The sequence below is a fragment of the Catellatospora sp. KI3 genome (genome assembly GCF_029948125.1).
Classification (GTDB): domain Bacteria; phylum Actinomycetota; class Actinomycetes; order Mycobacteriales; family Micromonosporaceae; genus Catellatospora.
In genome coordinates this window covers 153925-169509 of record NZ_JASAMB010000007.1, presented here as the reverse complement: position 1 = coordinate 169509, position 15585 = coordinate 153925, and the positions used below count along the sequence as shown (strand labels likewise).

The window sequence follows — 15585 nt, the reverse complement described above, 5'->3', positions numbered from 1 at the left end:
CCCTCCGCCCGCGCCGCGCCGGACGCCGGGACGCGCGGATGCGGGGTCAGCGGTTGCGGCGGCGGGAGCTGCCGGTAGAGGTGTGCTCGGTGTGCGCGGTCTGGCCGCTGCCGCTGCCGCTACCGCGGTCGTTGCGGCCGCGCTTGTGCTGGTGCGTCTTGGCTTCGTTCGGCGACGGCGACGATGATCCGTTTTCGTGGACGCTGGGTGTCGCTATAGCAACCTCAGGCGTCCACGATTTCGGATCTTGCGGGACGCCCTCCCTGGCACCCGCGCCGTCGCCGGGCGGTTCGTGGCTTTTGGGACCGTCCGAGGTGGCGGGTTGGGCGGGCGCCGCCTCAGCCGCCTCAGCCGCCACGGCCTCGGGCACGACCACCTCGTCCGCCACTGCCGCGACCTCGGCTGCCGCCATCGCGACCTCAGCCGGAGCCGACGCGACCTCGGCCGGTGGTGCCGGCGCGACCTCAGCCCGTGCTGGCGCGAGCTCGGCCGGTGCCGACGCGAGCTCAGCCGGTGCCGGTGAGGTGGTGGGGTGGGCGGGGTCGTTCTGGTCCTGGCGGCGGCGGAGGGCCAGGGCGGTCTCGTAGTCGCGCTTGGCCTGCTCGGCCTCCCGCTCGGCCTGCGCCCGGATCTCCCGCGCCTGCTCGTGCGCCCGGCGCAGCACCTCCAGCGCCGTCGCCCGCATCTCCTGGGCCTCGTGATCGGCCAGCCGCAGCATCTCCGTGATCCGCGGGCCGACGGTCTGCCGGGGGCCCGCCTGCGCCAGCTGCGCGGTCAGCCGCGAGATCTCCATCCGGGCCACGCCGAGCGCCGCCTCGGCCGCGGTGAGCCGCTGGATCTCGGCGGCCATCCGCCGCACCCGCCGCCCGGTGTCGGCGACGAAGTCGTCCACCTCGTCCATCGAGTAGCCGAAGAGAGCGGTGGAGAAGCGTTCCTCGTCACTGACTTCAGCCGCAGTACGGGACATGAGTCAACCCTAGCCAGCGACCTGACCGACCCGAGCCCGATTCGGATACTTGGCCGGGCTCACGACCGGCCAAGACGGGTGCGCGTTCAGGCGGGGACCGGGGCGTCGGGTCGCAGCAGGCCCTCGGCGGTCAGCTCCGCCCACAGGTCGGCCGGGGTCGGGGCGGCGATGCGGGCGGCGGCCTGGGTGACGTGGTCGGGGTGGTCGGCGCCGATGACGACGGAGGCGACGGCCGGGTGCGCCCCGGCGAAGGCGAGCGCGGCCTGGGGCAGGCTGACGCCGTGGCGGGCGCAGACGGCGGCGATGGCGCGGGTGCGGGCGAGTACGGGTGCGGGCACGCGGCCGTACTCGAAGGTGGCGGTCTCGTCGGGGCGCTCCAGGGCGAGCAGGCCGCTGTTGAACACGCTGGCGTTGAGCACGCGGATGCCGCGCGCGGCGCAGGCGGGCAGTACGGCGTCCAGGGCCCGCTGCTCCAGCAGGGTGTAGCGCCCGGCGACCATGAGCACGTCCACGTCGGTGTCGGTGGCGAACCGTTCGAGCAGGCCCAGGTCGTTGGTGCCGATGCCGATCGCGCCGAGCACGCCCTGCGCGCGCAGGGCGGCCAGGGCGGGGTAGCCCTCGCGCAGCGCCGCAGCCGGGTCGGGGCTGGCCTCGGGGTCGTGCAGGAGCGCGATGTCGATCCGGGTGTGGCCCAGGCGGGTGAGGCTGTCGTCGAGGCTGCGGCGTACGCCGTCGGCGCTGAAGTCCCAGACGCGCCGGTGCGTGGCCGGGGTGTCGAAGCCGTGGTCGAGGTCGCTGCCGCCGCCGGGGTTGTCCACCAGCACCCGGCCGACCTTCGTGGACAGCGCGTACTGATCGCGCGGGTGCTGCGCGAGCACCCGGCCGAGGCGGCGTTCGGCCAGGCCGACGCCGTAGTGCGGGGCGGTGTCGAAGTAGCGGACCCCGTCGGCCCAGGCCCGCTCGACCGTGGCGGCGGCGCGGTCGTCGGGGACGGCCCGGTACAGGTTGCCCAGCGGGCCGGTGCCGAGCCCGAGCGGGGTGACGGCGGCGAGGGGGTCGGTCATCGCGGTTCCTTCCCGGCGTCGGCGTGGACGCACACGATGTCGAGGCGGCGCGGCCCGTGCACGCCCTCCACCCGGTCGAGTTCGATGTCGCTGGTGGCGGAGGGCCCGGAGATCATCGTGAGGGGGCGGGTGGGATCAGGCAAGACCGCGAACAGGTCGGGCACGTCGGCGACGACGCGGTCGTCGTACACGACGCAGACGTGGTGGTCGGGGACCAGCGTGAGCAGGCGGCGGCCCTGGCCGGGGCCGGTGTCGAGCACGATGGTGCCGGTCTCGGCGATCGCGGCGGCGCAGCCGGTGAGCACGGACAGCCCGGGTGCGTCCAGGTCGGCCGGGGTGAGCCCGTGGTCGGGCAGCTGCGGCCCGGCCAGGTCGCGGGTCCACGCCTGCGGCAGCCCCGGGGGTACGACCACAGCCGACGCCCCGGCCAGCAGCCCCGCCAGCACGCCGGGCAGCTCCGCCTCGGTGCAGTGGTGGACGCCCGCCCGGTAGTCCCCGGCCCGCTCGGCGAACAGTTCACTCAGCATGGGTGCGCCTCCACCAGTCGCGGAAGGACTCGGGCGGGGGCAGCGGCGCGTCGCGGTGCGCCGTCCAGGCCGACACCGGCCACGGGGCGCGCCGCAGGGTGCCGCCGCGCCGCCGGGTGAGCGCGCGCAGCGGCACCGCGCCGGTGCGGGCCGCGCGCAGGGCCCCCCGCCAGCGCCTGCGGTCGCGCATGACCCAGCTGAGTGTGGCCATGGCGGCCCGTTCGGCGGCGGGCTTGGGCCCGGTCTGGCGCAGGTGCACCAGGATCTCCGGGATATCGATCTTCACGGGGCAGACGTCGTAGCAGGCGCCGCAGAGCGTCGAGGCGAACGGCAGCGAGCTGTTGGCGCCCGCGTCCTGGCCGGTGAGCTGCGGCGACAGGATCGCGCCGATCGGTCCGGGGTAGACCGAGCCGTACGCGTGGCCGCCGGTGCGCTCGTACACGGGACAGACGTTGAGGCAGGCCGAGCAGCGGATGCAGCGCAGCGCCGCCCGCCCGACGGGGTCCTGCGCGGTCTTCGTCCGCCCGTTGTCCAGCAGCACGATGTGCAGCCGCCGCGGCCCGTCGTCCGGGGTGACCCCGGTGAACACCGAGGTGTACGGGTTCATCCGCTCCCCGGTCGACGAGCGCGGCAGCAGCCGCAGGAAGTCGCCGAGGTCGGCCATCCGGGGCAGCAGCTTCTCCACGCCCACCACCGCGATGAGGGTGCCCGGCAGGGTCAGGCACATCCGCCCGTTGCCCTCCGACTCCACGATCACCAGCGACCCGGTCTCGGCCACGGCGAAGTTCGCCCCGCACACGGCCACCTCGGCCGACAGGAACGTGCGCCGCAGGTACTCCCGGGCCGCGCCCGCGAGCACGGCGGGCTCGTCGGACTCCGCGCTGAACCCCGGCATCCGCGCGGCGAAGATCTCGCGGATCTGGCTCCGGTTGTAGTGGATCGCCGGGACCAGGATGTGCGACGGGGTGTCGTCGGCCAGCTGCACGATCAGCTCGGCCAGGTCGGTCTCGATCGCGGTGATCCCGGCCTCGGCCAGGGCCTCGTTGAGCCCGATCTCCTGCGTCGCCATCGACTTGATCTTCACAACCCGGTCGGCGCCCTGGGCCCGGACCAGCTCGGCCACGATCGCGTTGGCGGCCGCCGCGTCGGCCGCGTGGTGCACGCTCGCCCCCGCCGCCGCCGCGGCCCGCTCGAACCGCGCCAGCAGCTCGGGCAGCCGGTCCAGCACCTCGTCCTTGGTACGCGCCGCCCGCTCGCGCAGCTCCTCCCAGTCGGGCACCTCGGCCACCACGCGGGCCCGCTTGTCGCGGATGGTCCGGGTGGCCCGGCCGAGGTTGGCGCGCAGCTGCGCGTCCTTCAGCTCGTGCGCGGCGGCGGCCGGGAACGGCGTCACGGCCACGATCGGCAGGTGCCTGCTCATGCGGCGGCTCCCGTGCCGGCCAGGATCTCGGCGTAGTGGACGGGCTTCGGGGCGCCGGGGCGGCGGGCCAGGCCGCCGCCGATGTGGGCCAGGCACGAGTTGTCGGCGGCGGCCAGGTACTCCGCGCCGGTGGACACGGCGTTGGCGCACTTGTCGGCGAGCATCGCCCCGGAGACGCCGGGGTTCTTGAGCGCGAAGGTGCCGCCGAAGCCGCAGCACTGCTCGGGTTCGGGCAGGTCGACCAGCTCCAGCCCGGACACCGCGCGCAGCAGCCGCTGCGGGCGGTCGCCCAGGCGCAGCATGCGCAGGCCGTGGCAGGTCGGGTGGTAGGTGACCCGGTGCGGGAAGCGGGCGCCCACGTCGGTCACCCCGAGCACGTCGACGAGCAGCTCGGACAGCTCGTACACGGGCAGCTCGGTGTGGGCGCGCAGGTGGGCGGCGCAGGAGCCGGACGGGGTGACGATGACGTCGTGCCCGGCGAAGGCCGCCTCGGTGTGCCGCTCCAGCTCGCGGGCGGGGGCGGCGTAGCCGGTGTTGGCGTGCAGTTGGCCGCAGCAGGTCTGCTCCGGCGGGAACGCCACGGTGTGGCCCAGCCGTTCCAGCACGGTCACGACCGCCATCCCGGCCCGTGGGAAGAGTGCCTCGTTGAGACACGTCACGAGCAGCGCGATACGCACAGCGCCTGGCTCCTCTCTGGACGCGGGTTCCGCTCTTGCCGTCCGATCCTATAGGATCCATGATGTAGGCGAAAGGAGCCACGAGATGACCGACCAGCAGCCTGCGGGCAGGGACCGATGAAGGTTCTCGACCTGCGCGTACGCGACATCCGCTTCCCCACCTCGCACTCCCTCGACGGCTCCGACGCGATGAACCCCGACCCCGACTACTCGGCGGCGTACGTCGAACTCCTCACCGACGGTGCGGACCACGGCCACGGGTTCACCTTCACGATCGGGCGCGGCAACGACATCTGCGCGGCCGCCATCGAAGCGCTTCGACCGTACGTGATCGGCCAGGATCTGGACAGCCTCGACCTCGGCGAGTTCGGCCGCCGGCTCACCCACGACTCGCAGCTGCGCTGGCTCGGCCCGGAGAAGGGCGTGGTGCACCTGGCCGCGGGCGCGGTCATCAACGCCGCCTGGGACCTGGCCGCCCGCCGCGCCGGGCTGCCGCTGTGGAAGTTCCTCACCGCGATGCCCCCGGCCGCCCTGGTCGACTGCGTGGACTGGCGCTACCTCACCGACGCGCTCACCCCGGCCGCCGCCCTCGACCTGCTCACCGAGCGGGCACCCGGCCGCGCCGAGCGCGCCGCCGCGATCGAGGCCAGCGGCTACCCCGCCTACACCACCTCGGCGGGCTGGCTCGGCTACGACGACGCCAAGGTCACCCGCCGCGCCCTGCGCGCCGCCGCCGACGGGTTCGGCATGGTCAAGCTCAAGGTCGGCGCGGACCTCGGCGACGACCTGCGCCGGTTCACCGCCGCGCGGCAGGCGCTGGGCGCGGGCTTCCCCATCGCCGTCGACGCCAACCAGCGCTGGGGCGTGGGTGAGGCGGTCGACTGGATGACGGCGCTGGCGCACCTGGACCCGTACTGGATCGAGGAGCCGACCAGCCCCGACGAGATCCTCGGCCACGCCGCGATCCGCACCGCGCTGGCCGCGGCCGGCCCCGGCGGGCGGCCGATCCGGGTCGCCACCGGCGAGCACGTGCACAACCGGGTCATGTTCAAGCAGCTGCTGCAGGCCGACGCGGTCGACGTGGTCCAGATCGACTCCGCCCGGGTCGGCGGCGTGAACGAGAACCTGGCGATCCTGCTGCTGGCCGCCGCGTACGGCAAGCCGGTGTGCCCGCACGCGGGCGGGGTCGGCCTGTGCGAGCTGGTGCAGCACTTCTCGTTCTTCGACTACACCTCGGTCTCGGCGAGCCTCGACGGCCGCATGATCGAATACGTGGACCACCTGCACGAGCACTTCACCGACCCGGTCCTCGTCACCGGCGGCCGCTACGCCGCCCCCACCGCCCCCGGCTTCTCGGCGCGCATGCACGAGGAGTCGCTGACCCGATTCGAGTTCCCCGACGGTCCGGAGTGGAAGCATGACTGACTTCGCAGGCCTGGTCGCCGCCGTCACCGGCGGCGCCTCCGGCATCGGCGCCGCCTGCGCCGACCTGCTCGCCGACCGGGGCGCCCGGGTGGCGGTCCTCGACCGCGAGCCCGGCACCCCGCAGCGGCACCTGCCGGTGTTCGCCGACGTGACGGCGCCGCTGGAGGACGCCATGGACCGGGTCGCGCTCGCACTGGGCGGCCTGGACATCCTGGTGAACTGCGCGGGCGTCAGCGCCGTCGGCACGGTCGAGCAGGCCGGCGACGACGAGTGGCACCGCTGCCTCGACGTCAACGTGGTCGGCGTCGCCCGCGCCAGCCGCGCCGCGCTGCCGCACCTGCGCCGCTCGGGCAGCGGCGTGATCGTGAACATCTCGTCCATCGCCGCCGGGGCGGGCCTGGTCAACCGGGCGGTCTACGCGGCGACCAAGGGCGCGGTGCACGCGCTGACCCTGGCCATGGCCGCCGACCTGGTCGCCGACGGGGTACGCGTGTGCGCGGTCGCCCCCGGCACCGTGGACACGCCGTGGGTGGCCCGGCTGCTGGCGAACGCGGCCGACCCGGTCGAGGAGAAGCGGCGGCTGGCCGCCCGGCAGCCCACCGGTCGCCTGGTCACCGCCGCCGAGGTGGCCGAGGCGGTGGCGTACCTGGCCTCGCCCCGCTCCGGCGCGACCACCGGCACGTCCCTGGCGGTCGACGGCGGCATGTCGGGGCTGCGCCTGGTCCGCTGACGCCCCGGACGGCACGGTCCCGGGTTCAGTGCAGGCGGTGCCGGACCGGCAGCACCGAGCGCCGGCCCGGGTCACCGGCCGCCGCTCCGGCCACCGAGTCGTAGCAGGTCAGCACCTCGGACAGGCCGACCATGCCGAGCAGGTTCGCCAGCAGCTCCCCCACCCGGGCCAGGCGCAGGAAGCCGCCCTGCGCGGCGCAGGCACGATGCGACAGCAGCAGGGCCGACAGGCCGACCGAGTCGCAGAAGCGCAGCTCGCCCGCGTCGACCACGATCCGGAACCGGCCGCGGTCGAGCAGGTCGCTGAGCACCGCGCGCAGCATGGGCGCGCTGTCGAGGTCGAGCTCCCCGATCAGTTCGACCACGACCACGCCTAGGTCGTCGCGCTGCACGATCTTCACTGTCATCGGCTCACCGCCAGGTGTGGAAGAGGCGCCCCGTCCAGCAACGACCGCGGTCACGACCGGTCACGGGGCGGGGTGCGTCAAGGGGCGCTCTCACAGAGTATTCGGGTGCCTCGTCTCATCGATACCGCGCAACCGGTCGCCGCAAACCCGGCGACCGGTTGCCGACACTTCTCAGGCGGCCGCGCAGACGCTCCGCTGGCGGCCCAGCCCGTCGATCTCGACCTCGACCACGTCGCCCGGCGCCAGGTACGGGAACCGCCCCGACAGCGCCACCCCCTGCGGCGTGCCGGTGTTCACCACGTCGCCCGGGTCCAGCACCGTGTACTGCGACAGATGCCAGATGAGGTACGCCACGTCGAAGATCATGTCCTTGGTGGTGGAGTCCTGGCGCGGCTGCCCGTTCACCCAGGAGCGCAGCCCGAGGTCGCCGACCCCGCCCAGCTCGTCCGGGGTGACCAGCCACGGGCCCAGCGGCTGGAAGGTCTCGCACGACTTGCCCTTGGACCACTGCCCGCCCGACTGGTGCAGCTGGAAGTCGCGCTCGGACACGTCGTCGGAGAGGACGTACCCGGCGATGTGGTCCAGGGCCTGGGCCGGGGACTCCAGGTAGCGGGCGCGGCGGCCGACGACGACCGCGAGTTCGACCTCCCAGTCGGTGGTGGTCGAGCCGCGCGGGATGAGGATGTCGTCGTACGGCCCGACGACCGTGTTCGGGGCCTTGTAGAACATGATCGGGGTGGTCGGCGGCTGGGCGCCCGACTCGGCCGCGTGCGCGGCGTAGTTCTGCCCGATGCAGACGACCGCACCCGGCCGGGCGATCGGGGCGCCCACCCGCAGCCCGGTGGCGTCGAGTTCGGGCAGCTCGGCGGCGGCCGCCCGGACCCGGTCGAGGCCTCCGGCCGCCAGGAAGGCGCCGTCGATGTCGGCGGTGAGCCCGGACAGGTCGTAGTGGCGGCCGTCGGCGTACAGGACGGGGCGTTCGGCGCCGGGCGCGCCGAGCCGCATGAGCTTCATCTGGGGACCTCCAGGCGGTAGGTGCGGATCGCGGTACCCCCGGACACGGCGGCGTGCTCCGGGGCCGTCAGGGGCGGCAGGGCGGCCGTCAGGGCCGCGACGGTCGGCGCGTACGCCGCGACGAGTTCGCAGACCGGCCAGTCCGAGCCCAGCATGGTCCGGTCGGCGCCGAACAGCTCCAGCGCGGTCGCCGCGAACGGGGCGATCCGCTCGACCGTCCAGTCCGGACCGGCCTCGGTGAGCAGGCCCGACAGCTTCACCACCACGTTGGCGCAGGCGGCCAGCGGCGTCACGGCCGCCCGCCACGCGGCCAGCCCGTCCGGGGTGATCCGCGGCTTGCCGAGGTGGTCGAGCACGAACACGGTGCCGGGCAGGTCGCGGGCGGCGCGGGCGCAGGCGGGCAGCTGGTCCTCGCGTACCACCAGGTCCACCACCAGCCCGGCCGCCCCGGCCGCCGCCAGGCACGCCCGCACCTCCGGCCGGTCCAGCCAGTCCGGGTCGGGTCGGCCCTGCACCTGGTCGCGCACGCCGACGAGCAGGTCGCCGCCGGGGGCGGCGCGCAGGGCGGCCAGCGTGCCGGGCAGGTCCGAGTCGGCGAAGGAGACCCAGCCGACGACTCCGGCGATCCGGGGCTCGGCGGCGGCCAGGGCGAGGAACTCGTACGTCTCGGCCAGTTCGCACCGGCCCGCCTCGACCAGCACCGCGGCCCGCACGCCGTTCGCGTCGAGGTGGGCGGTCAGCTCGGCCGCGGTGTAGTCGCGGCGCAGCGGCTCCAGGCCGGGCTCGGCCAGCCAGGCGTAGTCTGCCGTCCAGAGGTGGTGGTGGGCGTCGATTTCCACGGTTCACCCTTCCTGGCGACATGCTCGCGCCGGTGTCGCCGTACCGCGACACCGATCGTAGATCCTATAGCATAATGGATGTCGGTAAGGTTTACTCGCTCACGCCGGTGAGAGTCAAGGGGGACCGTGATGACCACGCCATCCGTCAGCGGCCAGGTGCGCCCGGCGCAGCGGCTCACCCTCACCGATGACGTCTACGAGTCGCTCAAGACGCTGATCATGGAGCACGCGATCGCACCCGGCGACCGGGTCAGCATCGACGGCCTGGCCCGCAGCCTGGAGGTCTCCCCCACGCCCGTGCGCGAGGCACTGGCCAGGCTGGAGTCCGACGGGCTGGTGCGCAAGCGGGCGATGTCCGGGTACACCACCACGCCGCTGCTCACCCGGGCCGAGTTCGAGGAGCTCTTCGAGATGCGGCTGCTGCTCGAACCGGCCGCCGCCGCCCGCGCCGCCCAGCACGCCTCCGCCGAGGACCGCGCGCTGCTGCGGACCGAGGCGGCCGCCGAACCCGCGGTGGAGAGCGGCGACGGCTACCGGCGCCACGCCGCGTTCACCGCGCTCGACGCGCGCTTCCACGACCTGGTCGCCGAGGTGTCCGGCAGCGTCCTGCTGCGCGACTCGATCATCCGGCTGCACTCCCACCTGCACCTGCACCGGCTCTACTTCCCGTCCACGCAGGCCGGGGACACCGCCGCCGAGCACGGGCGCATCGCCACGGCCGTGGCCGCCGCCGACCCCGATGCGGCCTCGGCCGCCATGCACGCCCACCTCACCGCCGCCCGCACCCGCCACCTCCCCGCCTTCACCCGCCCCCAGTAAGGAAGGGCCCCTTCTTATCGCTTTCCGAGGTAGAAGGGCCCCTTCTTAACGGGCGCACCGGCCCGCCATGCCGCGAGTCGTGCGGGAGGGTTAACCAGGGTCCCTTCTACCTCGGATTCCGATAAGAAGGGGCCCTTCCTTTTCTCTCAGAGGGTGGGCGTTTCGCGGAGCGTGGTGCGGGCGTGCATGAGGGCGAAGCCGAGGAGGTTGAGGCCCGGCCAGGCCGCCGGGTCCCCCGCGCGGCGGTCGTCGGCGGCCACCCCGATGCCCCAGACCGCGTCCAGCGGACTGGCCTCCACGAGCACCCGCTCGCCCGTGCCGATCAGATAGGCCCGCAGGTCGTCGTGCTGGCCGAACTTGGCCAGGCTGGCGGCCAGGACGATGTCGGCGCGGTGCTGCCGCCATACCCCCTCGTCGAAGCCGCGGACCTCGCGGCCGAACGCCTTGGCCTGGGCCGGATGCTCGGCCTCAAGGATCTTCGCGGCGGCCGCGGCGTCGCGGAACAGCACCGCCTTGCGCCACATCATGTAGTGCTCGGCGCTGGCGAAGGTCTGCCCGTCGGCGGTGAACCCGACCGGCCACCACTGGCTCAGGCAGCCCCGGCCGAGGCTGCCGTCCGGCTCGGGCCGGTGGCCCCAGAAGTACAGGTAGCGGACCCGGGCACCGGTGGCGCGCAGGGCGATGACGTCGGCGGCGGACTGAGGTGTCACGCCCGACAGTGTCCCGGCAGCCCGCCACCGGCGCCAAGCCGGTTACGCGGTGACCGGGGCGTCCCAGTCGACGCGGTAGCCGTGCATCCAGCCGAACATCCGCTTCGGCGTGAGCACGGTACGCATCATCAGCGGCGCGAGCGCGCGGAACACCGCCTGGCCGACCGGGCCGGCGGCCTTGCGGCCGTTCTGCCGGGCGGCGAACGCGGCCACCCGCTGCACCCTGGGCCGCCGCAGCCGCTCGTACGCGGCGAAAGCGCTGGGCAGGTCGGGCCGGTCGCGCAGGCAGCGGGCCAGGTGCAGGGCGCTCTCGGCGGCCAGCGACGCACCCTGGCCGCTGCTGGAGGACGGGGCGTGCGCCGAGTCGCCCACCAGCACCATCCGGCCCCGGTGCCAGCGCGGCACCGTCGGCATGATCTCCGACGGGCCGAAGACCATGAACTCCTCCTCGGTCGCGTGGCGCAGCAGGTCCCGGGCGGGCAGGTCGTCGGCGTGCAGTTCGCGCAGCCGGGCCAGCCACTGCGCGGCCGGGACCGCGCGGGCCTGCGCCAGCGTCAGCGGCTGCTCGTACGGCATGTTGCTGAACCAGCCGACCTGCCCGTCCGGCTGCGTCCAGTAGCCCATGAAGGAGCGCCTGCCCTGGGCGAAGCGGATCATCCCGTCGCTGTCGGGGCCGGGGCCGCCGTAGCCGGCGAACGACTGCAGGCCGACGTAGCTCGGGCCGGGGGCGGCCGGGTCGATCAGGCCGCGCACGGTGGAGCGGATGCCGTCGGCGCCGATGAGCAGGTCGGCGCGGGCGCTCGAACCGTCGGCGAAGTGGGCGGTGACGCCGTCGGGCGACTCGTCGACGGAGACCAGGCGGCGGCCGTACTCGACGGCGATGCCCTGCGCGACGGCGGCGTCGCGCAGCAGGCGGTGCAGGTCGCCACGCCAGATGACCCGGCTCGGCGGCAGGCCGGGCACGCCGCCGAACGCCATCATGTCCGCGCCCGTGCCCGCGTCCACGATGGCCATGCCGGGCATCAGCTGCCCGGCCGCGTTCACCGCGTCGGCCAGGCCGAGCACGTCGAAGGCGGCCAGGCCGTTGGGCGCGACCATCAGGATGCCGCCGACGCCCTCGGCGGTGTCGGCGTACGCCTCGAACACGGTCGCCTCGATCCCGGCCCGGCGCAGCGCGAGCGCGGTCACCGGGCCGGCGATGCCGCCCCCGATCACCAGTGCGGTCCTGGCTGCCGTCATGTGTGTCTCCCCATCACCTCGTGCCACTGCCGGACGTACTCCGGCTGCTGGAGCGACTGGACGATGTCGGTGACGAGGCGGCGTTCGGCGTCGAGCATGACCCGCCGGTACTCCTCCTCCACCAGGAAGATCCACGCCAGCCCGCGGTCGGTGGACTCCGTGATGAGCCCGGTGACCTCGTCGAGCTGCGCGGTCAGCGCGGTCAGCCGCCGCTGCAGCAGCGTCACCGCCTCCTCCGGCGACAGCACGGCCAGCAGCGACAGCGCCACCCCGAACTGCGGGAACTCCTGCTTCGGCTCGGCGACCAGCTCGCGCATCCAGTCGTAGAGCTCGGCCCGGCCCGCGTCGGTGATCGCGTAGACGGTCCGCTCCGGCCGCTGGGTGTCGCGAACGGTCTCCCGTTCGGCGATGAACCCGGCCTTGACCAGCTGCTCCACCACCATGTACAGCGAGCTGCGGTTGTACTTGATGCTGCGGTCCTTGCCGTGCTCCTGCAGGCGCCGCCCCATCTCGTACGGATGCATCGGCTCGATGACCATCTCCGCCAGCACCGCCAGTGCCAGCGGATTCCCCACCTTCCGCCGCTTCTCAGCCACGTTCCATCATCCTTAGTCAGTCTCGACTATACACAGCCGACTAGTCAGCATCAACTATTCCCCTTCAACTACCCCGCCCCGCCAGCATCCCCCACCTCGTTGATCATGAACTTGTGGTCGGGTTCGACGGCGTATCCCCACCCCGCCACCGTGATCAACCAAGCGCGCAGCACCGGCACTCTCGGCCGACGCGCACAGGAAGAGACCGGGCGCCGCGATCTTGGGCGAGGCGCGGGTCGATGATCGCCGGTAGCGGCCATTTGGCGGGCGGGGAGACATGCTTCCGACCACAGACAGTGATCTTGAAGCTGGGGTCTCGGCGGTGATCGTCACCGGGGGGGCGAAAAGTGGGCGTTCGCGGGAAGGGGCGGGCACTGGGGGACGGGATTTCGCGGTGTTTTGGCCGGGGCGAATCTTCGGAGCCGGTCGCCGCATGATCGCGACCGCCGGTCCGAATGTCGGTTGTCGGCGGACTTGGTTGCATCGTGCGCAGCGGCCACCGATTCGGGCATTCACGCTAAATCGACGGTGCTGCTGGACGTTTACGCAGCTCAGAGGTTTACAGAATTCTGTTTGCAAAGAGAATTCTGCAAGGCTAGGGTTTTGGGCATGACCGATGACATCCGGCAGATCGCCAACGTGGACGAGTTCCGCGCACTGGCTCACCCGCTCCGCGTCAAGCTGCTCGGGGCGCTGCGCGAGCACGGGCCCGCCACCGCCACCGAGCTCGCCCAGCGCTTCGACACCGACACCGGCTCCACCAGCTACCACCTGCGTAAACTCGCCGAGTTCGGCTTCATCGCCGAGACGGACGAGCCCGGTCACCCGCGCGCCAAGCGCTGGCAGGCCGTGCACCGGCTCACGGACTGGGATCCGGTCGCGATGGCGGGCAGCGCGCAGGGCCGCGAGGCGGTCGCGGTGATCCGGCGGCAGCAGCTTGAGACGCTGGCCACCGACATCCGGGGGTACGAGGCAGCCGAGACCACCCTGCCCACCGAGTGGATCGAGGCGAGCGGCATCGGCGACCTGGTCGTCCGCCTGACCCCGACCTCCCTCAACGACCTCTGGCAGCGCTTCTACGCCCACGTCGACGAGCTGGTCGCCCAGGACGCCGCCGCTCCCGACGCCCGTACCGTGAGCGTGATCGTCTCCGGGCTCCCGCGCTGACCCGCCGACCCGGTCCCCGACCGGGTGGCAAGAACGCGCAAGTTGCCAGGCAGTGGGGCGAATGGGCCCGCAAGATACGCCCGATTGCCTGGCAACTTCGATGACCTTGGGGCGGGGGGCCGGTCGGCGGGGCGGGCGGTGGCTTTACTGTTACGCCATGTCGGACCGCGTATACCCGCCGGTGATCGCCCTCGCGAAGGCCTCTTTCCGCCTGCTCTCCATGCGGATCACGGTCGAGGGGGCGGAGCACGTGCCCACCTCGGGCGGGGCGGTGCTCGCCAGCAACCACATCAGCTACCTGGACTTCATCTTCGCCGGGTTCGGCGCCTGGCCGTCGCGGCGGCTGGTGCGGTTCATGGCCAAGAAGGAGATCTTCGACAACCGGTACGCGGGGCCGCTGATGCGGGGGATGCACCATATCCCGGTGGACCGGGAGGCGGGGCTGTCGTCGTACAAGGCGGCGCTGGCGGCGCTGAAGGGCGGCGAGGTGGTCGGGGTGTTCCCGGAGGCCACGATCGACCAGTCGTTCACGGTGAAGGACATCAAGAGCGGGGCGGCGCGGCTGGCGGCCACGACCGGCGTGCCGCTGATCCCGATGGCGCTGTGGGGCACCCAGCGGTTCTGGACCAAGGGGCGCCCGCGCCGGCTGCTGCAGCGCAACATCCCGGTGACGATCCTGGTCGGCGAGCCGATGCACCCGGGCCGCCGGGACAAGCAGGAGGACGTCGCGGCCGAGCTACGGTTGCGGATGAAGGCCCTGCTGGACCGGGCTCAGGCGGAGTATCCGGACAAACCGCGCGGCCCGGAGGATTCCTGGTGGATGCCCGCCCACCTGGGCGGAAGCGCTCCGCTCCCCCAGTCGATCGAGGAAGACGAGGACGACTAGCTACGGTGTCGTAGGTTACGGTACCGTAGTCTCGAACCTCAGGAGGACTGCGCATGACCGAGACCGTCGACACGATTGCCCTGCTCAAGGAGTTGGAGCCGGTGGTCGAGAGCAACCTCAACCGCCACCTGGCCACCGCCAAGGAATGGTTCCCGCACGAGTACGTGCCGTGGAGCCAGGGCACCGACTTCGACGGCGTGCTCGGCGGCGAGGCGTGGGAGCCGGGCCAGTCCAAGCTCTCGGACGTGGCCCGCACCTCGCTGATCGTCAACCTGCTCACCGAGGACAACCTGCCCAGCTACCACCACGAGATCGCGACGCTGTACGGCCGCGACGGCGCCTGGGGCACCTGGGTGCACCGCTGGACCGCCGAGGAGGGCCGCCACGGCACCGCCATCCGCGACTACCTGCTGGTCACCCGCGCGGTCGACCCGATCGCGCTGGAGCGGGCCCGGATGGCCCACATGGAGGGCGGCTTCACCGCCGACTACCCCGACCTGTTCGGCTCGCTGGCGTACGTCTCGTTCCAGGAGCTGGCGACCCGGGTCTCGCACCGCAACACCGGCCGCATCAGCGGCGACCCGATCTGCGACCAGCTGCTGGCCAAGGTCGCCGCGGACGAGAACCTGCACATGCTGTTCTACCGCAACCTGCTCACCGCGGCGTTCGAGCTGGCGCCCGACGCGGCGATGGACGCGGTGCGCCGGGTGGTGAAGCAGTTCCAGATGCCCGGCCACACCATCGAGAACTTCGGCCGCAAGTCGGTGCAGATCGCGGTGGCGGGCATCTACGACCTGCGCATCCACCACGACGAGGTGGTCCAGCCGGTGCTGCGCCAGCTGCGCGCGATGGAGCGCACCAACCTGGGCCCGGCCGGCGAGGAGGCCCGCGAGGATCTGGCCGAGTTCCTGGTCGGGCTGGACAAGGCCGCGAGCCGGTTCGAGGAGAAGCGGGAAGCCTCGCGCGCCCGCGCCGCGGCCCGAGCGGCCTGACCGGCCACGTTCGTCCGACCTGAGCAGCACCACGACCCGCATAGCATTGACGCTGGCCTATCTAGAGCACGGATCTTGGAAATCCGTCTACTAGATAGGCCAGCGTC

Annotated in this window: 17 protein-coding genes; 6 read left to right on the top strand and 11 right to left on the bottom strand. The window is 73.0% G+C overall.

Translation table 11 applies throughout. The features are described from left to right. Positions 1-46: 46 nt before the first annotated feature. The 5 genes from QEZ54_RS14240 to QEZ54_RS14220 all read right to left on the bottom strand — a co-directional run bounded on the left by QEZ54_RS14240 (position 47) and on the right by QEZ54_RS14220 (position 4655). Positions 47-967, bottom strand: coding sequence for a hypothetical protein (locus tag QEZ54_RS14240; RefSeq protein WP_281305056.1), 921 nt, complete (start codon positions 965-967; stop codon positions 47-49). 86 nt (positions 968-1053) lie between these two features. After that, on the bottom strand, positions 1054-2031 hold the full coding sequence (locus QEZ54_RS14235) for an aldo/keto reductase (protein ID WP_281305055.1): 978 nt from the start codon (positions 2029-2031) through the stop codon (positions 1054-1056). Continuing rightward, a complete protein-coding gene (locus tag QEZ54_RS14230; protein ID WP_281305054.1) occupies positions 2028-2558 on the bottom strand; it encodes an LUD domain-containing protein in 531 nt (176 codons plus the stop codon). Before QEZ54_RS14230 ends, QEZ54_RS14235 begins: the two co-directional genes overlap by 4 nt. Further along, positions 2548-3978 carry a lactate utilization protein B gene (locus QEZ54_RS14225; RefSeq protein ID WP_281305053.1) on the bottom strand — a complete coding sequence of 477 codons (1431 nt, stop codon included), beginning with the start codon at positions 3976-3978 and terminating at the stop codon, positions 2548-2550. The genes QEZ54_RS14230 and QEZ54_RS14225 overlap by 11 nt, the downstream gene beginning before the upstream one ends. Further along, complete coding sequence (locus QEZ54_RS14220) at positions 3975-4655, bottom strand: (Fe-S)-binding protein (protein ID WP_281305052.1); 681 nt, start codon at positions 4653-4655, stop codon at positions 3975-3977. Before QEZ54_RS14220 ends, QEZ54_RS14225 begins: the two co-directional genes overlap by 4 nt. A gap of 117 nt (positions 4656-4772) precedes the next feature. Here QEZ54_RS14220 and QEZ54_RS14215 point away from each other — a divergent pair, with 117 nt between their 5' ends. Continuing rightward, positions 4773-6080, top strand: a complete 1308-nt coding sequence (locus QEZ54_RS14215; RefSeq protein ID WP_281305051.1) for an enolase C-terminal domain-like protein — start codon at positions 4773-4775, stop codon at positions 6078-6080. Beyond that, positions 6073-6810: an SDR family oxidoreductase gene (locus tag QEZ54_RS14210; RefSeq protein WP_281305050.1), complete on the top strand. Its 738-nt coding sequence runs from the start codon at positions 6073-6075 to the stop codon at positions 6808-6810. Before QEZ54_RS14215 ends, QEZ54_RS14210 begins: the two co-directional genes overlap by 8 nt. Before the next feature lie 25 nt (positions 6811-6835). Here QEZ54_RS14210 and QEZ54_RS14205 read toward each other — a convergent pair whose 3' ends face one another. The 3 genes from QEZ54_RS14205 to QEZ54_RS14195 form a co-directional block, all read right to left on the bottom strand. Next, complete coding sequence (locus QEZ54_RS14205; protein WP_281305049.1) at positions 6836-7216, bottom strand: STAS domain-containing protein; 381 nt, start codon at positions 7214-7216, stop codon at positions 6836-6838. A gap of 171 nt (positions 7217-7387) precedes the next feature. After that, the gene (locus QEZ54_RS14200) at positions 7388-8230 is read right to left on the bottom strand and encodes a fumarylacetoacetate hydrolase family protein (protein ID WP_281305048.1); all 843 of its coding nucleotides are present in this window, start codon (positions 8228-8230) and stop codon (positions 7388-7390) included. Then, positions 8227-9069 carry an amidohydrolase family protein gene (locus QEZ54_RS14195; RefSeq protein WP_281305047.1) on the bottom strand — a complete coding sequence of 281 codons (843 nt, stop codon included), beginning with the start codon at positions 9067-9069 and terminating at the stop codon, positions 8227-8229. Before QEZ54_RS14195 ends, QEZ54_RS14200 begins: the two co-directional genes overlap by 4 nt. A 129-nt stretch (positions 9070-9198) precedes the next feature. On the opposite strand from QEZ54_RS14195, the gene QEZ54_RS14190 reads away from it, so the two are divergent. Next, on the top strand, positions 9199-9888 hold the full coding sequence (locus QEZ54_RS14190) for a GntR family transcriptional regulator (RefSeq protein ID WP_281305046.1): 690 nt from the start codon (positions 9199-9201) through the stop codon (positions 9886-9888). Between the two features lie 146 nt (positions 9889-10034). Here the strand turns inward: QEZ54_RS14190 and QEZ54_RS14185 are convergent, their stop codons facing one another. Genes QEZ54_RS14185 through QEZ54_RS14175 form a run of 3 tightly spaced genes read right to left on the bottom strand, consistent with a single transcriptional unit; the run spans position 10035 to position 12433 of the window. Further along, a complete protein-coding gene (locus QEZ54_RS14185) occupies positions 10035-10598 on the bottom strand; it encodes an NADAR family protein (RefSeq protein WP_281305045.1) in 564 nt (187 codons plus the stop codon). Positions 10599-10640: 42 nt separating this feature from the next. Continuing rightward, positions 10641-11837, bottom strand: a complete 1197-nt coding sequence (locus QEZ54_RS14180) for an FAD-dependent monooxygenase (RefSeq protein ID WP_281305044.1) — start codon at positions 11835-11837, stop codon at positions 10641-10643. Then, the gene (locus QEZ54_RS14175; RefSeq protein WP_281305043.1) at positions 11834-12433 is read right to left on the bottom strand and encodes a PadR family transcriptional regulator; all 600 of its coding nucleotides are present in this window, start codon (positions 12431-12433) and stop codon (positions 11834-11836) included. Before QEZ54_RS14175 ends, QEZ54_RS14180 begins: the two co-directional genes overlap by 4 nt. Positions 12434-13042: 609 nt before the next feature. Here QEZ54_RS14175 and QEZ54_RS14170 point away from each other — a divergent pair. The 3 genes from QEZ54_RS14170 (at position 13043) to QEZ54_RS14160 (ending at position 15478) form a co-directional block, all read left to right on the top strand. Further along, positions 13043-13600 carry a helix-turn-helix domain-containing protein gene (locus tag QEZ54_RS14170; protein ID WP_281305042.1) on the top strand — a complete coding sequence of 186 codons (558 nt, stop codon included), beginning with the start codon at positions 13043-13045 and terminating at the stop codon, positions 13598-13600. Between the two features lie 157 nt (positions 13601-13757). Next, positions 13758-14486, top strand: coding sequence for a lysophospholipid acyltransferase family protein (locus tag QEZ54_RS14165; RefSeq protein ID WP_281305041.1), 729 nt, complete (start codon positions 13758-13760; stop codon positions 14484-14486). A gap of 53 nt (positions 14487-14539) precedes the next feature. Continuing rightward, positions 14540-15478: an acyl-ACP desaturase gene (locus QEZ54_RS14160; protein ID WP_281305040.1), complete on the top strand. Its 939-nt coding sequence runs from the start codon at positions 14540-14542 to the stop codon at positions 15476-15478. Positions 15479-15585: the final 107 nt, after the last annotated feature.